This window comes from Pseudomonas sp. TYF_14, assembly GCF_043105275.1.
Taxonomy (GTDB): domain Bacteria; phylum Pseudomonadota; class Gammaproteobacteria; order Pseudomonadales; family Pseudomonadaceae; genus Aquipseudomonas; species Aquipseudomonas alloputida.
This window is the reverse complement of sequence record NZ_JBICLK010000096.1, coordinates 1-15,164: the sequence shown is the minus strand read 5'-3', so window position 1 is coordinate 15,164 and position 15,164 is coordinate 1. Positions and strand designations below refer to the sequence as shown.

The following is a 15,164-nucleotide window of genomic DNA, read 5'->3' as shown; positions in this document are numbered from 1 at the left end:
CAACTAAGCCCCAAAAAACCGAGGTAGGGCGGTAAGTGATTGTTATCTGTGAAAAAATTTTTGAATATTTTTGAAAATTAGTTTGACAGCCCTGCAATCCGAACTTAATATGCGCCCCGTCCACAGCGATGAACGAAAACGAAACGTCAGGCACCCAGCCAGCGATTCAGTTCAAAGCGACATTGTGGGGCTATAGCTCAGCTGGGAGAGCGCCTGCATGGCATGCAGGAGGTCAGCGGTTCGATCCCGCTTAGCTCCACCAAATTCCGCTTAGCAGCCAAGGCTGGTAAGCAAGACCGGGTCCAGCAACCGGGTCTTGAAGGTAAGAAGGTTCGTCCCCTTCGTCTAGTGGCCTAGGACACCGCCCTTTCACGGCGGTAACAGGGGTTCGAGTCCCCTAGGGGACGCCAGTTTTACACAAGCGATGTTTTTATGTCGCTGGGCCGCGAGGCTAGAAATCCGGGGCTATAGCTCAGCTGGGAGAGCGCCTGCATGGCATGCAGGAGGTCAGCGGTTCGATCCCGCTTAGCTCCACCAATTTTGCCGCGGTTCGCGTTAGCGGATCGGCACGAAGGTTACGTCCCCTTCGTCTAGTGGCCTAGGACACCGCCCTTTCACGGCGGTAACAGGGGTTCGAGTCCCCTAGGGGACGCCACTTTTCCTGCGTTTTGCAGGGCTTAAAAAGGCTCGTCGATTATTGATGAGCCTTTTGTTTCGGGGCTATAGCTCAGCTGGGAGAGCGCCTGCATGGCATGCAGGAGGTCAGCGGTTCGATCCCGCTTAGCTCCACCATTTCTGCCACGGTTCACGCAAGTGGATCTTCGCGAAGGTTACGTCCCCTTCGTCTAGTGGCCTAGGACACCGCCCTTTCACGGCGGTAACAGGGGTTCGAGTCCCCTAGGGGACGCCACGTTTACCCGCGTTTTGCGGGACTTTAAAGGCTCATTCGCTTATTGAATGGGCCTTTTGTTTTTTCCCTTCTCAATAATTTGCCCCCGACAAACGGCCGCACATTTTGCTTGCCAAAAAATATGATGGGAATAATATTTCGATCATCATATTTTGTGTGGTGTGTGCCAGATGAGCGACAAGAAGAGCAAAACCCGCGAACGCATTCTGGAAGCTGCGCGCAGTGCGCTGATCCAGCACGGCCCGGCCGAGCCCAGCGTCAGCCAGGTGATGGGTGCGGCAGGCCTGACCGTCGGCGGCTTCTATGCGCACTTCGACAGCAAGGACGAGCTTATGCTCGAAGCGTTCCGCCAGTTGTTGGGTGAGCGCCGTGCCTTGCTCGCCCAGATCGACCCCAATCTCGATGGCGCCGGGCGGCGAGCGCTGGCCGGGGCCTTCTACCTCTCGCGCAAGCACCGGGACTGCGAAGTACATGCTTGCCCGCTGCCTAACGCGTTGGGCGAAATGCAGCGCCTGCCGGAGGTCTTCCGCGAGGTGCTGGCCGAGCACATCGAGTTGATGACTGCCGCGATGGTCGACCGCCCTGAGGATGCCGACAAAGCGCTGGCCGACCTGGCCCTGATGGTTGGGGGGCTGGCGCTGGCCCGGGCCTTGGGGACCAGTGACCTGTCTGACCGTATTCTGCGCGCCGCCAAATCGGCGGTGCTTTAACCCTGGAGCATGGCGATGACTACCCTGAGCTGGATTCGCGGTGTCAATGGCACCTTGGGCCGCCTGGCCCCCGAGCATGTCGCGGGCAAGATGCGCCGAGCCTTCATGACCCCGCGCAACCTGCCGCCGCGGGATTGGGAGCTGCCTGTGCTGGCCAGCGCCGAGCGCATTACGCTGCGCTTCGGCCTGTCTGCCTTGCGCTGGGGTCAAGGGCCGACCGTGCTGCTGATGCACGGTTGGGAAGGGCGCCCGACGCAGTTTGCCGCCTTGATCGAGACCTTGGTTCAGGCGGGGCATACGGTGGTGTCGCTGGAAGGGCCTGGGCATGGTCGTTCGCCTGGCGAGCAAGCGAATGTGGTGCTGTTTGCCCGGGCGCTGCTTGAGGCTGCGGCTGAGTTGCCGCCCTTGCGTGCAGTCATTGGCCATTCCATGGGTGGGGCGAGCGTGCTGCTGGCTTTGCAGATGGGGCTGCGCACAAAGGCGGCTGTCAGCATTGCAGCGCCGGCGCGGTTGCTCGGTGTGTTGCGTGGTTTTGCCCATCGCCTGGGGCTGCCAGCACGGGCACGGGCAGCGTTCATTCGCCAGATCGAGCGCGATGTGGGCATGCAGATTGCGCGGCTGGATGTCACGGGGTACCAGCTGGAGCTGCCGGGGCTGGTGGTGCATGCTGCCGATGATGCTCTCGTGCCCGCAGATGAGGCACATGTCATCCACAAGTCCTGGTTCGACAGCCGGCTGATGCTGCTGGAAGAGGGTGGTCACCAGCGAGTGCTGGCCGACCCGCGGCTAAGTGAAGCCGTGCTCGAATTGCTGGCTCGGGCTGAAGCGGTTAGTGTCGGGGCGGCTTCAGTCGCGAACATCGGTATCGCCGCCGGTGCCATCCGCCGCGGTGTCTGATTCGCGGGCAAGCCCGCCCCTATAACGACTGCCTCAGGCTCACGGGGGCTGGACATTGCCCCGCAGATCGCTGCTAAATCGCCTTTTGCGCCAAGGAAGCGAAAATGAGCTGGGACCTGGCAACACCCTTCGTCATCGACCTGCGCGTCGGCAGCGAGGACATCGACGGCCTTGGCCATGCCAACAATGCCGTCTACGTCACCTGGCTTGAGCGCTGCGCCTGGCGCCACTCCCAGCGTCTGGGGCTGGACCTGGCCGAGTACCGGCGCCTTGACCGGGCGATGGCTGTGGTGCGCCACGAAATCGACTACCTGGCCGCCGCGTATGAAGACGACGAGCTGCAACTGGCCACCTGGATCATTGACTGGGACCAGCGCCTGCGCATGACGCGGCGGTTTCAGCTCAAGCGCCCGCGCGATGGTGTGACGCTGCTGCGTGCGCAAACCACCTTCGCCTGCATCGAGCTGTCCAGCGGCAAGCCCAGGCGCATGCCGGCGGAATTCGTCGAAGGTTACGGTCCGGCGCTGATCGGCGCCTGAGTGGCCGGCATTTTTTGTTAAACTGCCGGCTTTTTCCGCTGAGACCCCGACATGCAAATTGCCCTGGCCCCCATGGAGGGGCTGGTCGACAACATCCTGCGCGACGTATTGACTCGTGTGGGCGGTATCGACTGGTGCGTCACCGAGTTCATTCGCGTGTGCGACCGCCTGTTGCCGGCGTCCTCGTTCGACAAGCTGGCGCCTGAACTGCGTCAGGGCGCGCGCACGGCTGCCGGTGTGCCCATGCGCGTGCAATTGCTGGGTTCTGACCCAGTATGCCTGGCGGAAAACGCTGCACTGGCTTGCGAGCTTGGGGCGCCGGTGATCGACCTGAACTTCGGTTGCCCGGCAAAGACGGTGAACAAGTCGCGCGGTGGCGCGGTACTGCTCAAAGAGCCGGAGTTGCTGCACGCCATTGTGCGTGAAGTGCGGCGGGCGGTGCCGGCAAATATCCCGGTGACCTCGAAGATGCGCCTGGGCTTCGACAGCCCCGACGGGGCACTGGAGTGCGCCACGGCTTTGGCCGAAGGCGGTTCGGCACACCTGGTGGTGCACGCTCGGACCAAGGTTGAGGGCTACAAGCCGCCAGCGCACTGGGAGTGGGTGGCGCGGGTACAGGATGTGGTCAAGGTGCCGGTGTTCGCCAATGGTGAGATCTGGACGGTCGATGACTGGCGGCGTTGCCGCGAGGTCAGTGGCGCTGAAGACATCATGCTCGGGCGTGGGCTGGTATCGCGCCCGGACCTGGGCCTGCAGATTGCGGCGGCGCGGGACGGGCGCGACTATCAACCGATGAGCTGGCATGACTTGTTGCCTCTGTTGCGCGAGTTCTGGCGCCAGGCCCAGGCCAAATTGTCGCCGCGTTATGCGCCGGGGCGGATGAAGCAGTGGCTGGCGATGCTGACTCGCAGTTACCCTGAAGCGGTGGTGTTGTTTGCCGAGTTGCGCCGGGAAGATGACTGCGCGCGGATCAGCCGGTTGCTGGGGGTAGAGGCGCAAGTCTTGGAGGCTTGCGTCGCCTGAGCAGGCCGCTGGTACTGCACCTGTAGGAGCGGGTTTACCCGCGAAAGGGCCGGCCCTGCTGGCCAATCCCCACCCGCCGTTCACTGTTGCCGCCGCTACCGTATTCGCGGGTAAACCCGCTCCTACGCCTGATCGAGGATGGACACAGGTCGGTGGTTGGGCACAGGCCGCCGTGTAGGAACGGGTTCACCCGCGAAGAGGCCATCAAACCCCGTGCAAAAAAATCAAATTTTTTCTATTTATCCCTTGAAAGCATTTCCCTCGGCCATATCTTTTGAGTACGCGATGCCGAAGCCGGGTCGCGTAATGACTTACTTGCTGAATCTCAGGAGTTTATGACCATGACTACTGCTTTCTCTCTTGCTCCACTGTTCCGTCATTCCGTTGGTTTCGACCGTTTCAACGACCTGTTCGAATCCGCGGCACGTAACGAGGCCGGTAGCAGCTACCCGCCCTATAACGTGGAAAAGCATGGCGATGACCACTACCGCATCGTGGTTGCTGCAGCCGGTTTCCAGGAAGAGGACCTCGACCTGCAGGTCGAAAAAGGTGTCCTGACCGTGACCGGTGGCAAGCGCGACAATAGCGCCGCTGAAGTGACCTACCTGCACCAGGGTATCGCACAACGCGCCTTCAAGCTGTCGTTCCGCCTGGCAGATCACATCGAAGTGAAGGCCGCCGGCCTGGCCAATGGCCTGCTCAGCATCGACCTGCTGCGCATCGTGCCTGAAGAAGCCAAGGCCAAGCGCATTCCGATCAATGGCGAAAAACCAGCGCTGAACTGATCGAGCTGCAACGAAAAAAAGGGCACCTCCAGAGGTGCCCTTTTTCGTGCTTCTCACGCAGTCCCGCGTAGGTGCGCGGCCGTCATGCGATCAGTAATCTGCCGGCGCCTCCAGCAACATCTGCCGAAACTCCGGTAACGGTAATGGCCGGCTGTGCAGATAACCCTGGTACAGATGGCACCCCAGCCGCTCGAGAAACGCCAGCTGTTCGGTCAGTTCTACCCCTTCGGCAATCACCGCCAGGTCCAGGCTGCGCGCCATGGCGACAATGGCGCGGACAATTTCTGCGTCGTTGGGGTCGACCGGAGCATCGCGTACGAAGCTCTGGTCGATCTTCAGCGCATCGACCGGCAGGCGCTTCAGGTAAGTCAGCGAGGAATAGCCGGTGCCGAAGTCATCCATGGCAAAACTCACCCCGTAGCGCTTCAGCTCGCACATCTTGCTGATGGTGTCTTCCAGGTTCTGTATGACGATGCCTTCTGTGATTTCCAGCGTCAGCATCTGCCGCGGCAGGCGGTAATCGTCCAGGCTGCGCAGCACCCGCCCGACAAAGTCGTTCTGGCGGAACTGTCGCGGGCTTATGTTCACGCACAGGTTGAAATCATCAGCGTCGATCAGCCCGTCGGTCAGCATGCGGGCGCAGGCGTCGCAGGCTTCGTCGAGAATCCAGCTGCCAACTTCAAGGATCAGGCCACTTTCTTCCAGTACCTGGATGAACTGCGAGGGCGGTTGCTGACCCAGTTGCGGGTGGTGCCAGCGCAACAGTACTTCGGCACCGACGATGCGGTTGTCGCGGGCATCCACCTGCGGCTGGAAGTGCAGTGCCAGCTCGCCACGGGCCAGGGCCAGGCGCAGGTCGTTTTCCATGCGCAGGCGCTCGCTGGCGGCCTTCTGCATGGTGGTGTGAAACAGCTGGGTGGTGTTGCGACCGGAGTCCTTGGCCCGGTACAGGGCGATATCGGCACGTTTGAGCAGGTCGGCCGGTGTGGTGCCGTGGTCGGGGATCAGCGCCACGCCGATGCTGGGCGTTACCTGCAGGCGCTGGCCATCCAGTGACATTGGCTCGGCCAGCAGTTCGCGCAGGGTGTCGGCCAGCTCGCGCACTTTCTCTTCAACGTGTTCGCGGCTCCCTTCCAGGCCGCTAAGCAGCACCACGAATTCGTCGCCCCCCAGACGCGCCACGGTGTCCTCCAGGCGCACGCTGGCCTCAAGGCGGGCGGTGATGATCTTCAGCACGGTGTCGCCCACCGGGTGGCCCAGCGAGTCGTTGATGTGCTTGAAGTGGTCGAGGTCGAGGAACAGCAGGGCGCCACGCAGGTTATGGCGCTTGAGCAGGGCGATCTGCTGGCTCAGGCGGTCCATCAGCAAGGCGCGGTTGGGCAGGTTGGTCAGCGGGTCGTGATAGGCCAGGTGGCGTATCTGCGCCTGGGCGTTCTTCAGCTGGCTGACGTCGCGGGCGGTCAGCAGCAGGCAATCCACTTCGTTGAGGGTGATCGGTTCCACCGAAACCTCGACCGTGAGGATATCGCCACGCTTGTTGCGCCCGAGCATCTCGCGGTGGTGTACCCGGCCGCGCTCGCGCAACTCGGCCAGCAGCGCGCTGCGCTGCTTGTCGTCGGCCCAGATGCCGATCTCATACACCGTGTGGCCGATCACTTCATCAGTGCTGTAGCCGGTCAGGCGGCAGAAGCCGTCGTTGACCTCCAGGTAGCGGCCGCTGTGGCGTTCGGTGATGGTGATGGCGTCGGGGCTGGAGTGGAAGGCCTTGGCGAACTTCTCCTCGCTGGACTTCAGCGCGGCTTCGGCGCGTTGTTGCTGGGTGATGTCGCGCAGGGTGGTCACGCTGCAGGGCTGGTCGTCGACGGTGATCAGGCGGCTGGAAATCACACAGGTCAGCGGGTCGCCATTGCGGTGGTTGAGTACCACGGCGACGTTACTCAAGGCCTGTTCGCGGATCACCTGCTCGATACGTTTCGCGCGCTCGACGGACTCGGCCCACAGGCCGATTTCCTCGGCGGTACGCCCAAGCACCTGCGCGCTGCTCCAGCCGAAGGTCTGGGTGAACGCCGGATTGATCTCGATGAACTGGCCAGTGTCCTGGCGGGTGACGCAGATCGGGTCGGGGCTGACCTGGAACAGGCTGGCAAACTTCTCTTCCGAGGCGCTCAGGCGTTGTTCGCGCTCCACCTGATCGGTGATGTCGAGCAAGGTGCCCGCCATGCGCAGGGGGATGCCCTGGTCGTCGCGGTACAGCCGCGCGCGGCTTTCGATGTAGCGTGAAGTGCCGTTTTCCAGCTGCACCCGGTAGGTGATCTGATAGTTGCCGGCGGGCCCTTCGCGTAGGCTACGGTAGGCTTGTCGCATCGAGTTGCGCTCGTGCTCCGGCACGCCCTCGAAGAACGCATCGAACGATTCATGAAAGGGGATGGGCGGCAAGCCATGCAGCTGCGCGGCGCGGGCCGAGCCGTAGAGCATGCCGCTTGGGATGTGCCAGTCCCAGGTGCCAAGTTGCGCCGAGTCCAGGGCCAGGTCCAGGCGCTCCTGGCTGTCCTTCAGGGCCTGCTCGGCACGCTTGCGTTCGGTGGTGTCGACGAATGTACTGATCAGGAAGGTCACGCCTTCCAGCTCGATGCCCTGGGTGCACAGGATGCCGTCATGCACCTTGCCGCTGGTTGCGCGGAATTGCACCTCCATGATCAGCGGGCCGCCGTTGGCACGGGTCGACTCCACTATCTGGTGGCGCTGTTCAGGGTTGACCCACAGGCCCAGTTCCAGGCTGGTCTTGCCGATCACCTGGCTGCCGGGCCAGCCGAACATGTCTTCGAAGTGCTGGTTGACCTCGAAGATCATGCCATCGCGGCGGCGGGTCAGCAAAATGGCGTTGGGGCTCAGGTGAAACAGCGTGGCGAAGCGCTTTTCCGAATTGATCAGCGCCGTTTCCCGCTCGCGCTGGCGGGTGATCTCGCGGATCACGCCGATCATCTGCGGTCGGCCGTGCGGGTCGTGGGTCAGGCTGCCGTTGATCTCCAGCCAGTGCAGGCTGCCGTCCGGCCAGCGGATACGGTGGCGCATGGCTTGCTCCACCGGCTCGCCATTGACCACCGCCTGGAACACCTGGCGCGTGCGGGCGCGATCCTCCTCGGGCAGCAGGTCGAGGTAATCGATATCGGCGGGCAGTGGCCGCTGTGGATCGAAACCGAACAGGGCCTGGGTGCCCCGCGACCAACTAACCCTGCCGCTTTCGATATCCCATAGCCAGGCACCCAGGTGCGCACCGTTGAGCGCTGCCAGCAGTTGCGGGGCGTTCTGCCAGGCCTGCTCGGACTCCTGGGGATCAGCTGCGGGTATTCGCGGCAGGCGCAAAAAGCGGTTTGCTGATTTGGGCATTGGTACCAGACCTGTGGCGTATGACGTGTCCTTGGAATACGAATAGCTGGCTGACAGCCGGTCAGGTGGGCCCTGAGTGGCTGTCGAGCAGGGCCATGAATGCCCTGGCCGCATTCGATAGCGTACGCTCCGTGTGCAGAATGTAGCCTAGCTGGCGCGACAGCTGTATGCCGGGTAAAGCGATGGGTGCAACCTGTTCGTCGAGCATGGTGCGTGGCAGCACGCTCCAGGCCAGGCCGATCGACACCATCATCTTGATGGTTTCCAGGTAGTTGGTGCTCATGGCGATGTTCGGCGTCAAGCCCTGGCTTTCGAACAGGCGCTGGACAATATGGTGGGTAAAGGTGTTGCCGCCGGGAAATACCGCCGGGTGGCGGGCGATGTCAGCCAGGCTGACCGACTGGTTGTTGGCCAGCGGGTGCTCGGGGGCGGCGACGAAGTCCAGGGCGTCGTCCCACACCGGCACGGCCTTGACCAAATGGTGCGGCTCGGGCGCCAGGGTGATAACGGCGATTTCGGCGCGGCCATGCAGAATCTCGTCGTAGGCCTGTTCCGAATCCATGAACTGAATATCCAGTGCTACTGCCGGGTACTGGCGGGTGAAAACCCGTAACAACGGGGGCAGGCGGTGCAGGCCGATGTGGTGGCTGGTGGCCAGGGTCAGGCGACCGCTCACGGCCCCGGTCAGATTGGTCAGCGCCCGTCGGGTATCATCCAGGACGTTGAGGATCTGGTACGCACGCGGCAGCAGTGCGCGCCCGGCTTCAGTCAGGGTCACCTCGCGGCCCAGGCGGTCGAACAGGCGCACGTCCAGTTGCTGCTCCAGGCCGGCGATGCGTTTGCTGATGGCCGGCTGGGTCAGGAACAGGCGTTCGGCTGCGCCGGAAAAGCTGCCGGTTTCGGCAATGGCGATGAAGGCACTGAGGTTGGCCAGGTCCATGGTGTCGTATTCCTTTGGGTTATCCAAAGCATAAAAATTATGAATTTGAGTTATTCAATCTAACCCCCTAGCATCGTCCGTACAAGCCAAGGGGTCTTTGGCATAGAAAGACGCTGATGAGGAACAGTCTGATGGCTGGCAAAACGCTCTACGACAAACTCTGGGAAGCCCATGAGGTCAAGCGCCGTGATGACGGCTCGTCCCTGATCTACATCGACCGCCACATCATCCACGAAGTGACGTCGCCCCAGGCCTTCGAAGGCCTGCGCCTGGCCAACCGCAAGCCATGGCGTATCGACGCCAACATCGCCACGCCCGACCACAACGTGCCGACCACGCCAGAGCGCAAGGGCGGTATCGAGGCGATCGTCGACCAGGTGTCGCGCCTGCAGGTGCAGACCCTCGACGAGAACTGTGACGAATACGGCATCGTCGAATTCAAGATGAATGACGAGCGCCAGGGCATCGTCCACGTCATCAGCCCGGAGCAGGGCGCCACCTTGCCGGGCATGACCGTGGTCTGCGGTGACTCGCACACCTCCACTCACGGCGCCTTCGGTGCCTTGGCCCATGGCATCGGCACTTCCGAGGTCGAGCACGTGCTCGCCACCCAGTGCCTGGTCGCCAAGAAGATGAAGAACATGCTGGTGCGCGTGGAAGGCCAATTGCCTGCCGGCGTCACCGCCAAGGATATCGTGCTGGCCGTGATCGGCAAGATCGGCACCGCCGGTGGCAACGGTCACGCCATGGAATTCGCAGGCAGTGCCATTCGCGAATTGTCGATGGAAGGCCGCATGACCATCTGCAACATGTCCATCGAAGCCGGCGCCCGCGTGGGCCTGGTGGCAACCGATGCCACTACCGTTGCCTACGTCGAAGGGCGCCCGTACGCGCCGAAGGGCGAGCAGTGGAAGCAAGCGGTCGAGTCGTGGAAAGACCTGGTGTCGGATGACGATGCCGTATTCGACACCGTGGTCGAGCTGGATGCCAGCCAGATCAAGCCACAGGTCAGCTGGGGCACTTCGCCCGAGATGGTCCTGGCCGTCGACCAGCGCGTACCGGATCCGGCTGCCGAAACCGACCTGGTCAAGCGTGGTTCGATCGAGCGTGCCTTGAAGTACATGGGTCTGACCGCCAACCAGGCGATCACCGACATCAAGCTGGACCGTGTGTTCATCGGCTCGTGCACCAACTCGCGAATCGAGGACCTGCGCGCTGCGGCGGAAATCGCCAAGGGCCGCAAGGTGGCCGCCAGCGTCAAGCAAGCCATCGTCGTGCCAGGTTCCGGTCTGGTCAAGGCCCAGGCCGAGCGTGAGGGCCTGGACAAGATCTTCCTCGAAGCCGGTTTCGAATGGCGTGAACCAGGCTGCTCGATGTGTCTGGCGATGAACCCGGACCGCCTTGAAAGCGGCGAGCACTGTGCGTCCACCTCCAACCGCAACTTCGAAGGCCGTCAGGGCGCCGGTGGCCGTACCCACCTGGTCAGTCCGGCCATGGCCGCCGCTGCTGCTGTAGCGGGCCACTTCATCGATGTCCGCGAGTTGATCCAAGGGAGCGCAGCATGAAAGCCTTTACCCAGCACACTGGCCTCGTCGCACCGTTGGACCGTGCCAACGTCGACACCGACCAGATCATCCCCAAGCAGTTCTTGAAGTCGATCAAGCGCACCGGCTTTGGCCCGAACCTGTTCGACGAGTGGCGTTACCTGGATGTGGGTCAGCCCTACCAGGACAACAGCAAGCGCCCGCTCAACGAAGAGTTCGTGCTCAACCACGCGCGCTACCAAGGTGCCAGCGTGTTGCTGGCGCGGGAAAACTTTGGTTGCGGCTCCAGCCGTGAGCATGCCCCCTGGGCGCTGGACGAGTACGGCTTCCGCAGCATCATTGCGCCGAGCTTTGCCGACATTTTCTTCAACAACAGCTTCAAGAACGGCTTGCTGCCGATCATTCTCAGCGATGAGGAAGTCGACGAGCTGTTCAAGCAGGTCGAAGCCAACCCGGGCTACCAGCTGACCATCGACCTGCAGGCGCAGGCGGTGACCCGCCCGGATGGCAAGGTGCTGCACTTCGAGATCGATGCGTTCCGCAAGCACTGCCTGCTCAACGGTCTGGACGATATCGGCCTGACCTTGCAGGACAGCGACGCGATCAAGGCCTTCGAAGCCAAGCACCGCGCCAGCCAGCCTTGGCTGTTCCGTGATGCCTGAAGTTCGTAGGTGACAGTGCGGGCCTCCTCGCTCCTACAGAAAGTTACGCGGTCGCTGTAGGCGCGGGTTTACCCGCGAAGAGGCCGGCACAGGCAACAAAAATCTAAAGGAACGAGACATGACCAGCACCCAGCACATCGATGTGGTCCAACGCCAGTTCGGCGAGCAGGCCAGCGCCTACCTCAGCAGCGCCGTGCACGCCCAAGGCAGTGAATTCGCCCTGCTGCAGGCTGAGCTGGCAGGGCAGGCCCATGCCCGCGTGCTGGACCTGGGCTGCGGTGCCGGTCATGTCAGCTTCCACGTCGCCCCGCTGGTTGCCGAAGTGGTCGCCTACGACCTCTCGCAGTCCATGCTCGACGTGGTCGCCAGCGCCGCCGCCGAGCGTGGCCTGGCCAATATCACGACCGAACGCGGCGCTGCCGAACGCCTGCCGTTCGCCGATGCTTCGTTCGACTTTGTCTTCAGCCGTTATTCGGCCCACCACTGGAGCGACCTGGGCCTGGCTCTGCGCGAGGTGCGCCGGGTGCTCAAGCCAGGTGGTGTGGCGGCGTTCATCGACGTGATGTCGCCGGGCAGCCCGCTGCTCGACACTTACCTGCAAACGGTCGAAGTGCTGCGCGACACCAGCCACGTGCGCGACTACTCCGCCGCCGAGTGGCAACGCCAGGTCAGCGAAGCCGGCCTGCACGTGCGCAGCCACACCCGCCAAACGTTGCGCCTGGAGTGGAGCACCTGGGTTGAGCGCATGCGCACCCCCGAGCCGATGCGCGTGGCCATCCGCCAATTGCAGCAAGCCATGGGCGAAGAAGTACGGCAGTATTACCAGATCGAGGCCGACGGCTCGTTCAGCACCGATGTGCTGGTGTTGTGGGCCGAGCGTTAAGCACTTTTCGGTGGGGCCCGCTTGGCCACGCCGTGTGAATGGATAGAGGAAAGCATGAGCAAGCAGATTCTGATTCTCCCAGGTGACGGTATCGGCCCGGAAATCATGGCCGAGGCAGTCAAGGTACTGGAGCTGGCCAACGACAAGTTCCAGCTCGGCTTCAGCCTGGCGCACGACGTGATTGGCGGTGCCGCCATCGACAAGCACGGTGTGCCGCTGGCCGACGAAACCCTGGAGCGTGCGCGCAAGGCCGATGCAGTGCTGCTGGGGGCTGTGGGCGGGCCGAAGTGGGACAAGATCGAGCGAGACATTCGCCCGGAGCGCGGCCTGCTGAAGATCCGCTCGCAACTGGGCCTGTTCGCCAACCTGCGCCCGGCCATCCTTTACCCGCAACTGGCCGATGCCTCGTCGCTGAAGCCGGAAATCGTGTCGGGCCTGGACATCCTCATTGTCCGTGAGCTGACCGGCGGCATCTACTTCGGTGCCCCGCGTGGCCAGCGCGAGCTGGAAGGTGGCGAACGCCAGGCCTACGACACCCTGCCGTACAGCGAAAGCGAAGTGCGCCGCATTGCCCGTGTCGGCTTCGACATGGCCCGCGTGCGCGGCAAGAAGCTGTGCTCGGTGGACAAGGCCAACGTTCTGGCCTCCAGCCAGCTGTGGCGTGAAGTGGTCGAAGACGTGGCCAAGGACTACCCGGACGTGGAACTGAGCCACATGTACGTCGACAACGCTGCCATGCAGCTGGTGCGTGCCCCCAAACAGTTCGACGTGATGGTGACCGACAACATGTTCGGTGACATTCTGTCGGATGAAGCTTCCATGTTGACCGGTTCCATCGGCATGCTGCCTTCGGCGTCCCTGGATGCCGACAACAAAGGCATGTACGAGCCTTGCCACGGCTCGGCACCGGACATCGCCGGCCTTGGCATCGCCAACCCACTGGCGACCATCCTGTCGGTGTCGATGATGTTGCGTTACAGCTTCAATCAGTCGGCTGCCGCCGAGGCGATCGAGAAGGCCGTGAGCCTGGTTCTGGACCAGGGGCTGCGTACCGGCGACATCTTCTCGGAAGGCTGCCGCAAAGTTGGTACGCAGGAAATGGGCGACGCAGTAGTCGCAGCGCTGCGGAATCTGTAATCTCTCTGGCCCGCCCCCCAAAATTCCCGGTGGCGGCCCACTTTTAGCAAAGGTGTAGTTGCGATGAAACGTGTAGGTCTGATCGGTTGGCGCGGTATGGTCGGTTCCGTGCTCATGCAGCGGATGCTGGAGGAGCAGGATTTCGACCTTATCGAGCCGGTGTTCTTCACTACCTCCAATGTTGGTGGCCAGGGTCCGAACGTGGGCAAGGATACAGCGCCCCTCAAGGACGCTTATTCGATTGAAGAACTCAAGACCCTCGACGTGATCCTGACCTGCCAGGGTGGCGACTACACCAACGAGGTCTTCCCCAAGCTGCGTGAAGCCGGCTGGCAGGGTTACTGGATCGACGCCGCTTCGTCCCTGCGCATGCAGGATGACGCGGTGATCATCCTTGACCCGGTCAACCGCAAGGTCATCGACCAGCAGCTGGATGCCGGTACCAAGAACTACATCGGTGGCAACTGCACTGTCAGCCTGATGCTGATGGGCTTGGGTGGCCTGTTCGAGGCCGGTCTGGTCGAGTGGATGAGCGCCATGACCTACCAGGCGGCTTCGGGTGCCGGCGCGCAGAACATGCGCGAGCTGATCAAGCAGATGGGTGCTACCCACGCGGCAGTGGCCGATGACCTGGCCAACCCGGCCAGCGCCATTCTCGATATCGACCGCAAGGTTGCCGAGACCATGCGCAGCGAAGCGTTCCCGACCGAGAACTTCGGCGTGCCGCTGGCGGGCAGCCTGATCCCATGGATCGACAAGGAACTGCCGAACGGTCAGAGCCGTGAAGAGTGGAAGGCCCAGGCCGAAACCAACAAGATCCTCGGCCGCTTCAAGAGCCCGATCCCGGTCGACGGCATCTGCGTGCGCATTGGCGCCATGCGCTGCCACAGCCAGGCGCTGACCATCAAGCTGAACAAGGACGTGCCGATCGCCGACATCGAAGGCATGATCAGCCAGCACAACCCTTGGGTGAAGCTGGTGCCGAACCAGCGTGAAATCAGCATGCAGGAACTGACCCCGACCAAGGTCACTGGCACCCTGAACATCCCGGTTGGCCGTCTGCGCAAGCTGAACATGGGGTCGCAGTACCTGGGCGCGTTCACCGTGGGTGACCAGCTGCTGTGGGGCGCCGCCGAACCGCTGCGCCGCATGTTGCGGATTCTGCTGGAGCGTTGATCGTTCAGGCTTCACCTGAAAAATACCGCACTGGTGACAGTGCGGTATTTTTTTATGCCTGAAAGTATGCATTTGGGTCGCGGGCCTAATCGCCGGATAAGTCATGCCGCTGTTTAATGGCGAAATGTCTGCTCTGACAGAGCCGTTGCCGTTGCTTTTGCTTTTGCTTCTAAGTGCGCGGTAGTTCAGGCGACGCAGATTGCGACTTCAGGAGGCCGAGCGCAGGGCTTGCGGAGGGAGGTGACGGGCATGGATGCCCGTCAAGCGCTGGGCCCCACGATGGGGCCTGCAGCGCGGTCCTCCCGGGAGCAAGCCCGGAGCGAGGGGACCCCGGAGCGCAGCGCAGGGGCCGGATGATGGGAGCCGACGGTTTTTGGTTCCTTTTTGCCACGACAAAAAGGGACCCGCCGTAAGGGCGGAAAGGTGACTATGCGCCACCTGCGTGAATGAATACCTACTCGGTGTGAATGCCCACATCCAAGAAGCAAGAAGCAAGAAGCAAGAAGCAAGAAGCAAGAAGCAAATTCGTCTGTTTTGACTCAGCGAACAGTCCATTCACGATGGCGACACA

The 15,164-nt window shown here is 62.4% G+C and carries 12 protein-coding genes and 6 tRNA genes; 16 read left to right on the top strand and 2 right to left on the bottom strand.

What is annotated here, in order from left to right:
- Positions 1-186: 186 nt before the first annotated feature.
- The 11 genes from ACF8O8_RS26995 to ACF8O8_RS26945 all read left to right on the top strand — a co-directional run bounded on the left by ACF8O8_RS26995 (position 187) and on the right by ACF8O8_RS26945 (position 4,864).
- A tRNA-Ala gene (locus ACF8O8_RS26995) sits at positions 187-262 on the top strand.
- Between the two features lie 72 nt (positions 263-334).
- Positions 335-410 (top strand) — tRNA-Glu (locus ACF8O8_RS26990).
- A gap of 51 nt (positions 411-461) precedes the next feature.
- Positions 462-537 (top strand) — tRNA-Ala (locus ACF8O8_RS26985).
- Between the two features lie 42 nt (positions 538-579).
- A tRNA-Glu gene (locus ACF8O8_RS26980) sits at positions 580-655 on the top strand.
- Between the two features lie 61 nt (positions 656-716).
- A tRNA-Ala gene (locus ACF8O8_RS26975) sits at positions 717-792 on the top strand.
- Between the two features lie 42 nt (positions 793-834).
- Positions 835-910 (top strand) — tRNA-Glu (locus ACF8O8_RS26970).
- Between the two features lie 170 nt (positions 911-1,080).
- Positions 1,081-1,620 (top strand): TetR/AcrR family transcriptional regulator, encoded by a 540-nt coding sequence (locus ACF8O8_RS26965; RefSeq protein ID WP_108078527.1) that lies wholly within the window; start codon positions 1,081-1,083, stop codon positions 1,618-1,620.
- Between the two features lie 15 nt (positions 1,621-1,635).
- Entirely contained in the window at positions 1,636-2,517 is an 882-nt protein-coding gene (locus tag ACF8O8_RS26960; RefSeq protein ID WP_392510852.1) for an alpha/beta fold hydrolase, read from the top strand.
- 104 nt (positions 2,518-2,621) lie between these two features.
- Entirely contained in the window at positions 2,622-3,056 is a 435-nt protein-coding gene (locus ACF8O8_RS26955; protein WP_003247186.1) for a thioesterase family protein, read from the top strand.
- A 51-nt stretch (positions 3,057-3,107) separates the two neighbouring features.
- Complete coding sequence (locus ACF8O8_RS26950) at positions 3,108-4,079, top strand: tRNA dihydrouridine(16) synthase DusC (protein ID WP_010952998.1); 972 nt, start codon at positions 3,108-3,110, stop codon at positions 4,077-4,079.
- Positions 4,080-4,420: 341 nt separating this feature from the next.
- Positions 4,421-4,864: an Hsp20 family protein gene (locus tag ACF8O8_RS26945; protein ID WP_019437397.1), complete on the top strand. Its 444-nt coding sequence runs from the start codon at positions 4,421-4,423 to the stop codon at positions 4,862-4,864.
- Between the two features lie 90 nt (positions 4,865-4,954).
- Here the strand turns inward: ACF8O8_RS26945 and ACF8O8_RS26940 are convergent, their stop codons facing one another.
- On the bottom strand, positions 4,955-8,251 hold the full coding sequence (locus tag ACF8O8_RS26940; RefSeq protein ID WP_049586794.1) for a bifunctional diguanylate cyclase/phosphodiesterase: 3,297 nt from the start codon (positions 8,249-8,251) through the stop codon (positions 4,955-4,957).
- Between the two features lie 61 nt (positions 8,252-8,312).
- A complete protein-coding gene (locus ACF8O8_RS26935) occupies positions 8,313-9,191 on the bottom strand; it encodes a LysR family transcriptional regulator (protein ID WP_010953001.1) in 879 nt (292 codons plus the stop codon).
- A 131-nt stretch (positions 9,192-9,322) separates the two neighbouring features.
- On the opposite strand from ACF8O8_RS26935, the gene leuC reads away from it, so the two are divergent.
- From leuC to asd, 5 genes are all read left to right on the top strand, one after another.
- The gene (leuC, locus tag ACF8O8_RS26930; RefSeq protein ID WP_010953002.1) at positions 9,323-10,756 is read left to right on the top strand and encodes a 3-isopropylmalate dehydratase large subunit; all 1,434 of its coding nucleotides are present in this window, start codon (positions 9,323-9,325) and stop codon (positions 10,754-10,756) included.
- The gene (leuD, locus tag ACF8O8_RS26925; protein ID WP_020192544.1) at positions 10,753-11,397 is read left to right on the top strand and encodes a 3-isopropylmalate dehydratase small subunit; all 645 of its coding nucleotides are present in this window, start codon (positions 10,753-10,755) and stop codon (positions 11,395-11,397) included. The genes leuC and leuD overlap by 4 nt, the downstream gene beginning before the upstream one ends.
- 118 nt (positions 11,398-11,515) lie before the next feature.
- A complete protein-coding gene (locus tag ACF8O8_RS26920; protein ID WP_010953004.1) occupies positions 11,516-12,280 on the top strand; it encodes a class I SAM-dependent methyltransferase in 765 nt (254 codons plus the stop codon).
- Positions 12,281-12,334: 54 nt separating this feature from the next.
- Positions 12,335-13,417 (top strand): 3-isopropylmalate dehydrogenase, encoded by a 1,083-nt coding sequence (gene leuB / locus ACF8O8_RS26915; RefSeq protein WP_003247194.1) that lies wholly within the window; start codon positions 12,335-12,337, stop codon positions 13,415-13,417.
- Between the two features lie 63 nt (positions 13,418-13,480).
- On the top strand, positions 13,481-14,593 hold the full coding sequence (gene asd, locus ACF8O8_RS26910; RefSeq protein WP_003247195.1) for an aspartate-semialdehyde dehydrogenase: 1,113 nt from the start codon (positions 13,481-13,483) through the stop codon (positions 14,591-14,593).
- The last annotated feature ends 571 nt before the right edge of the window (positions 14,594-15,164 follow it).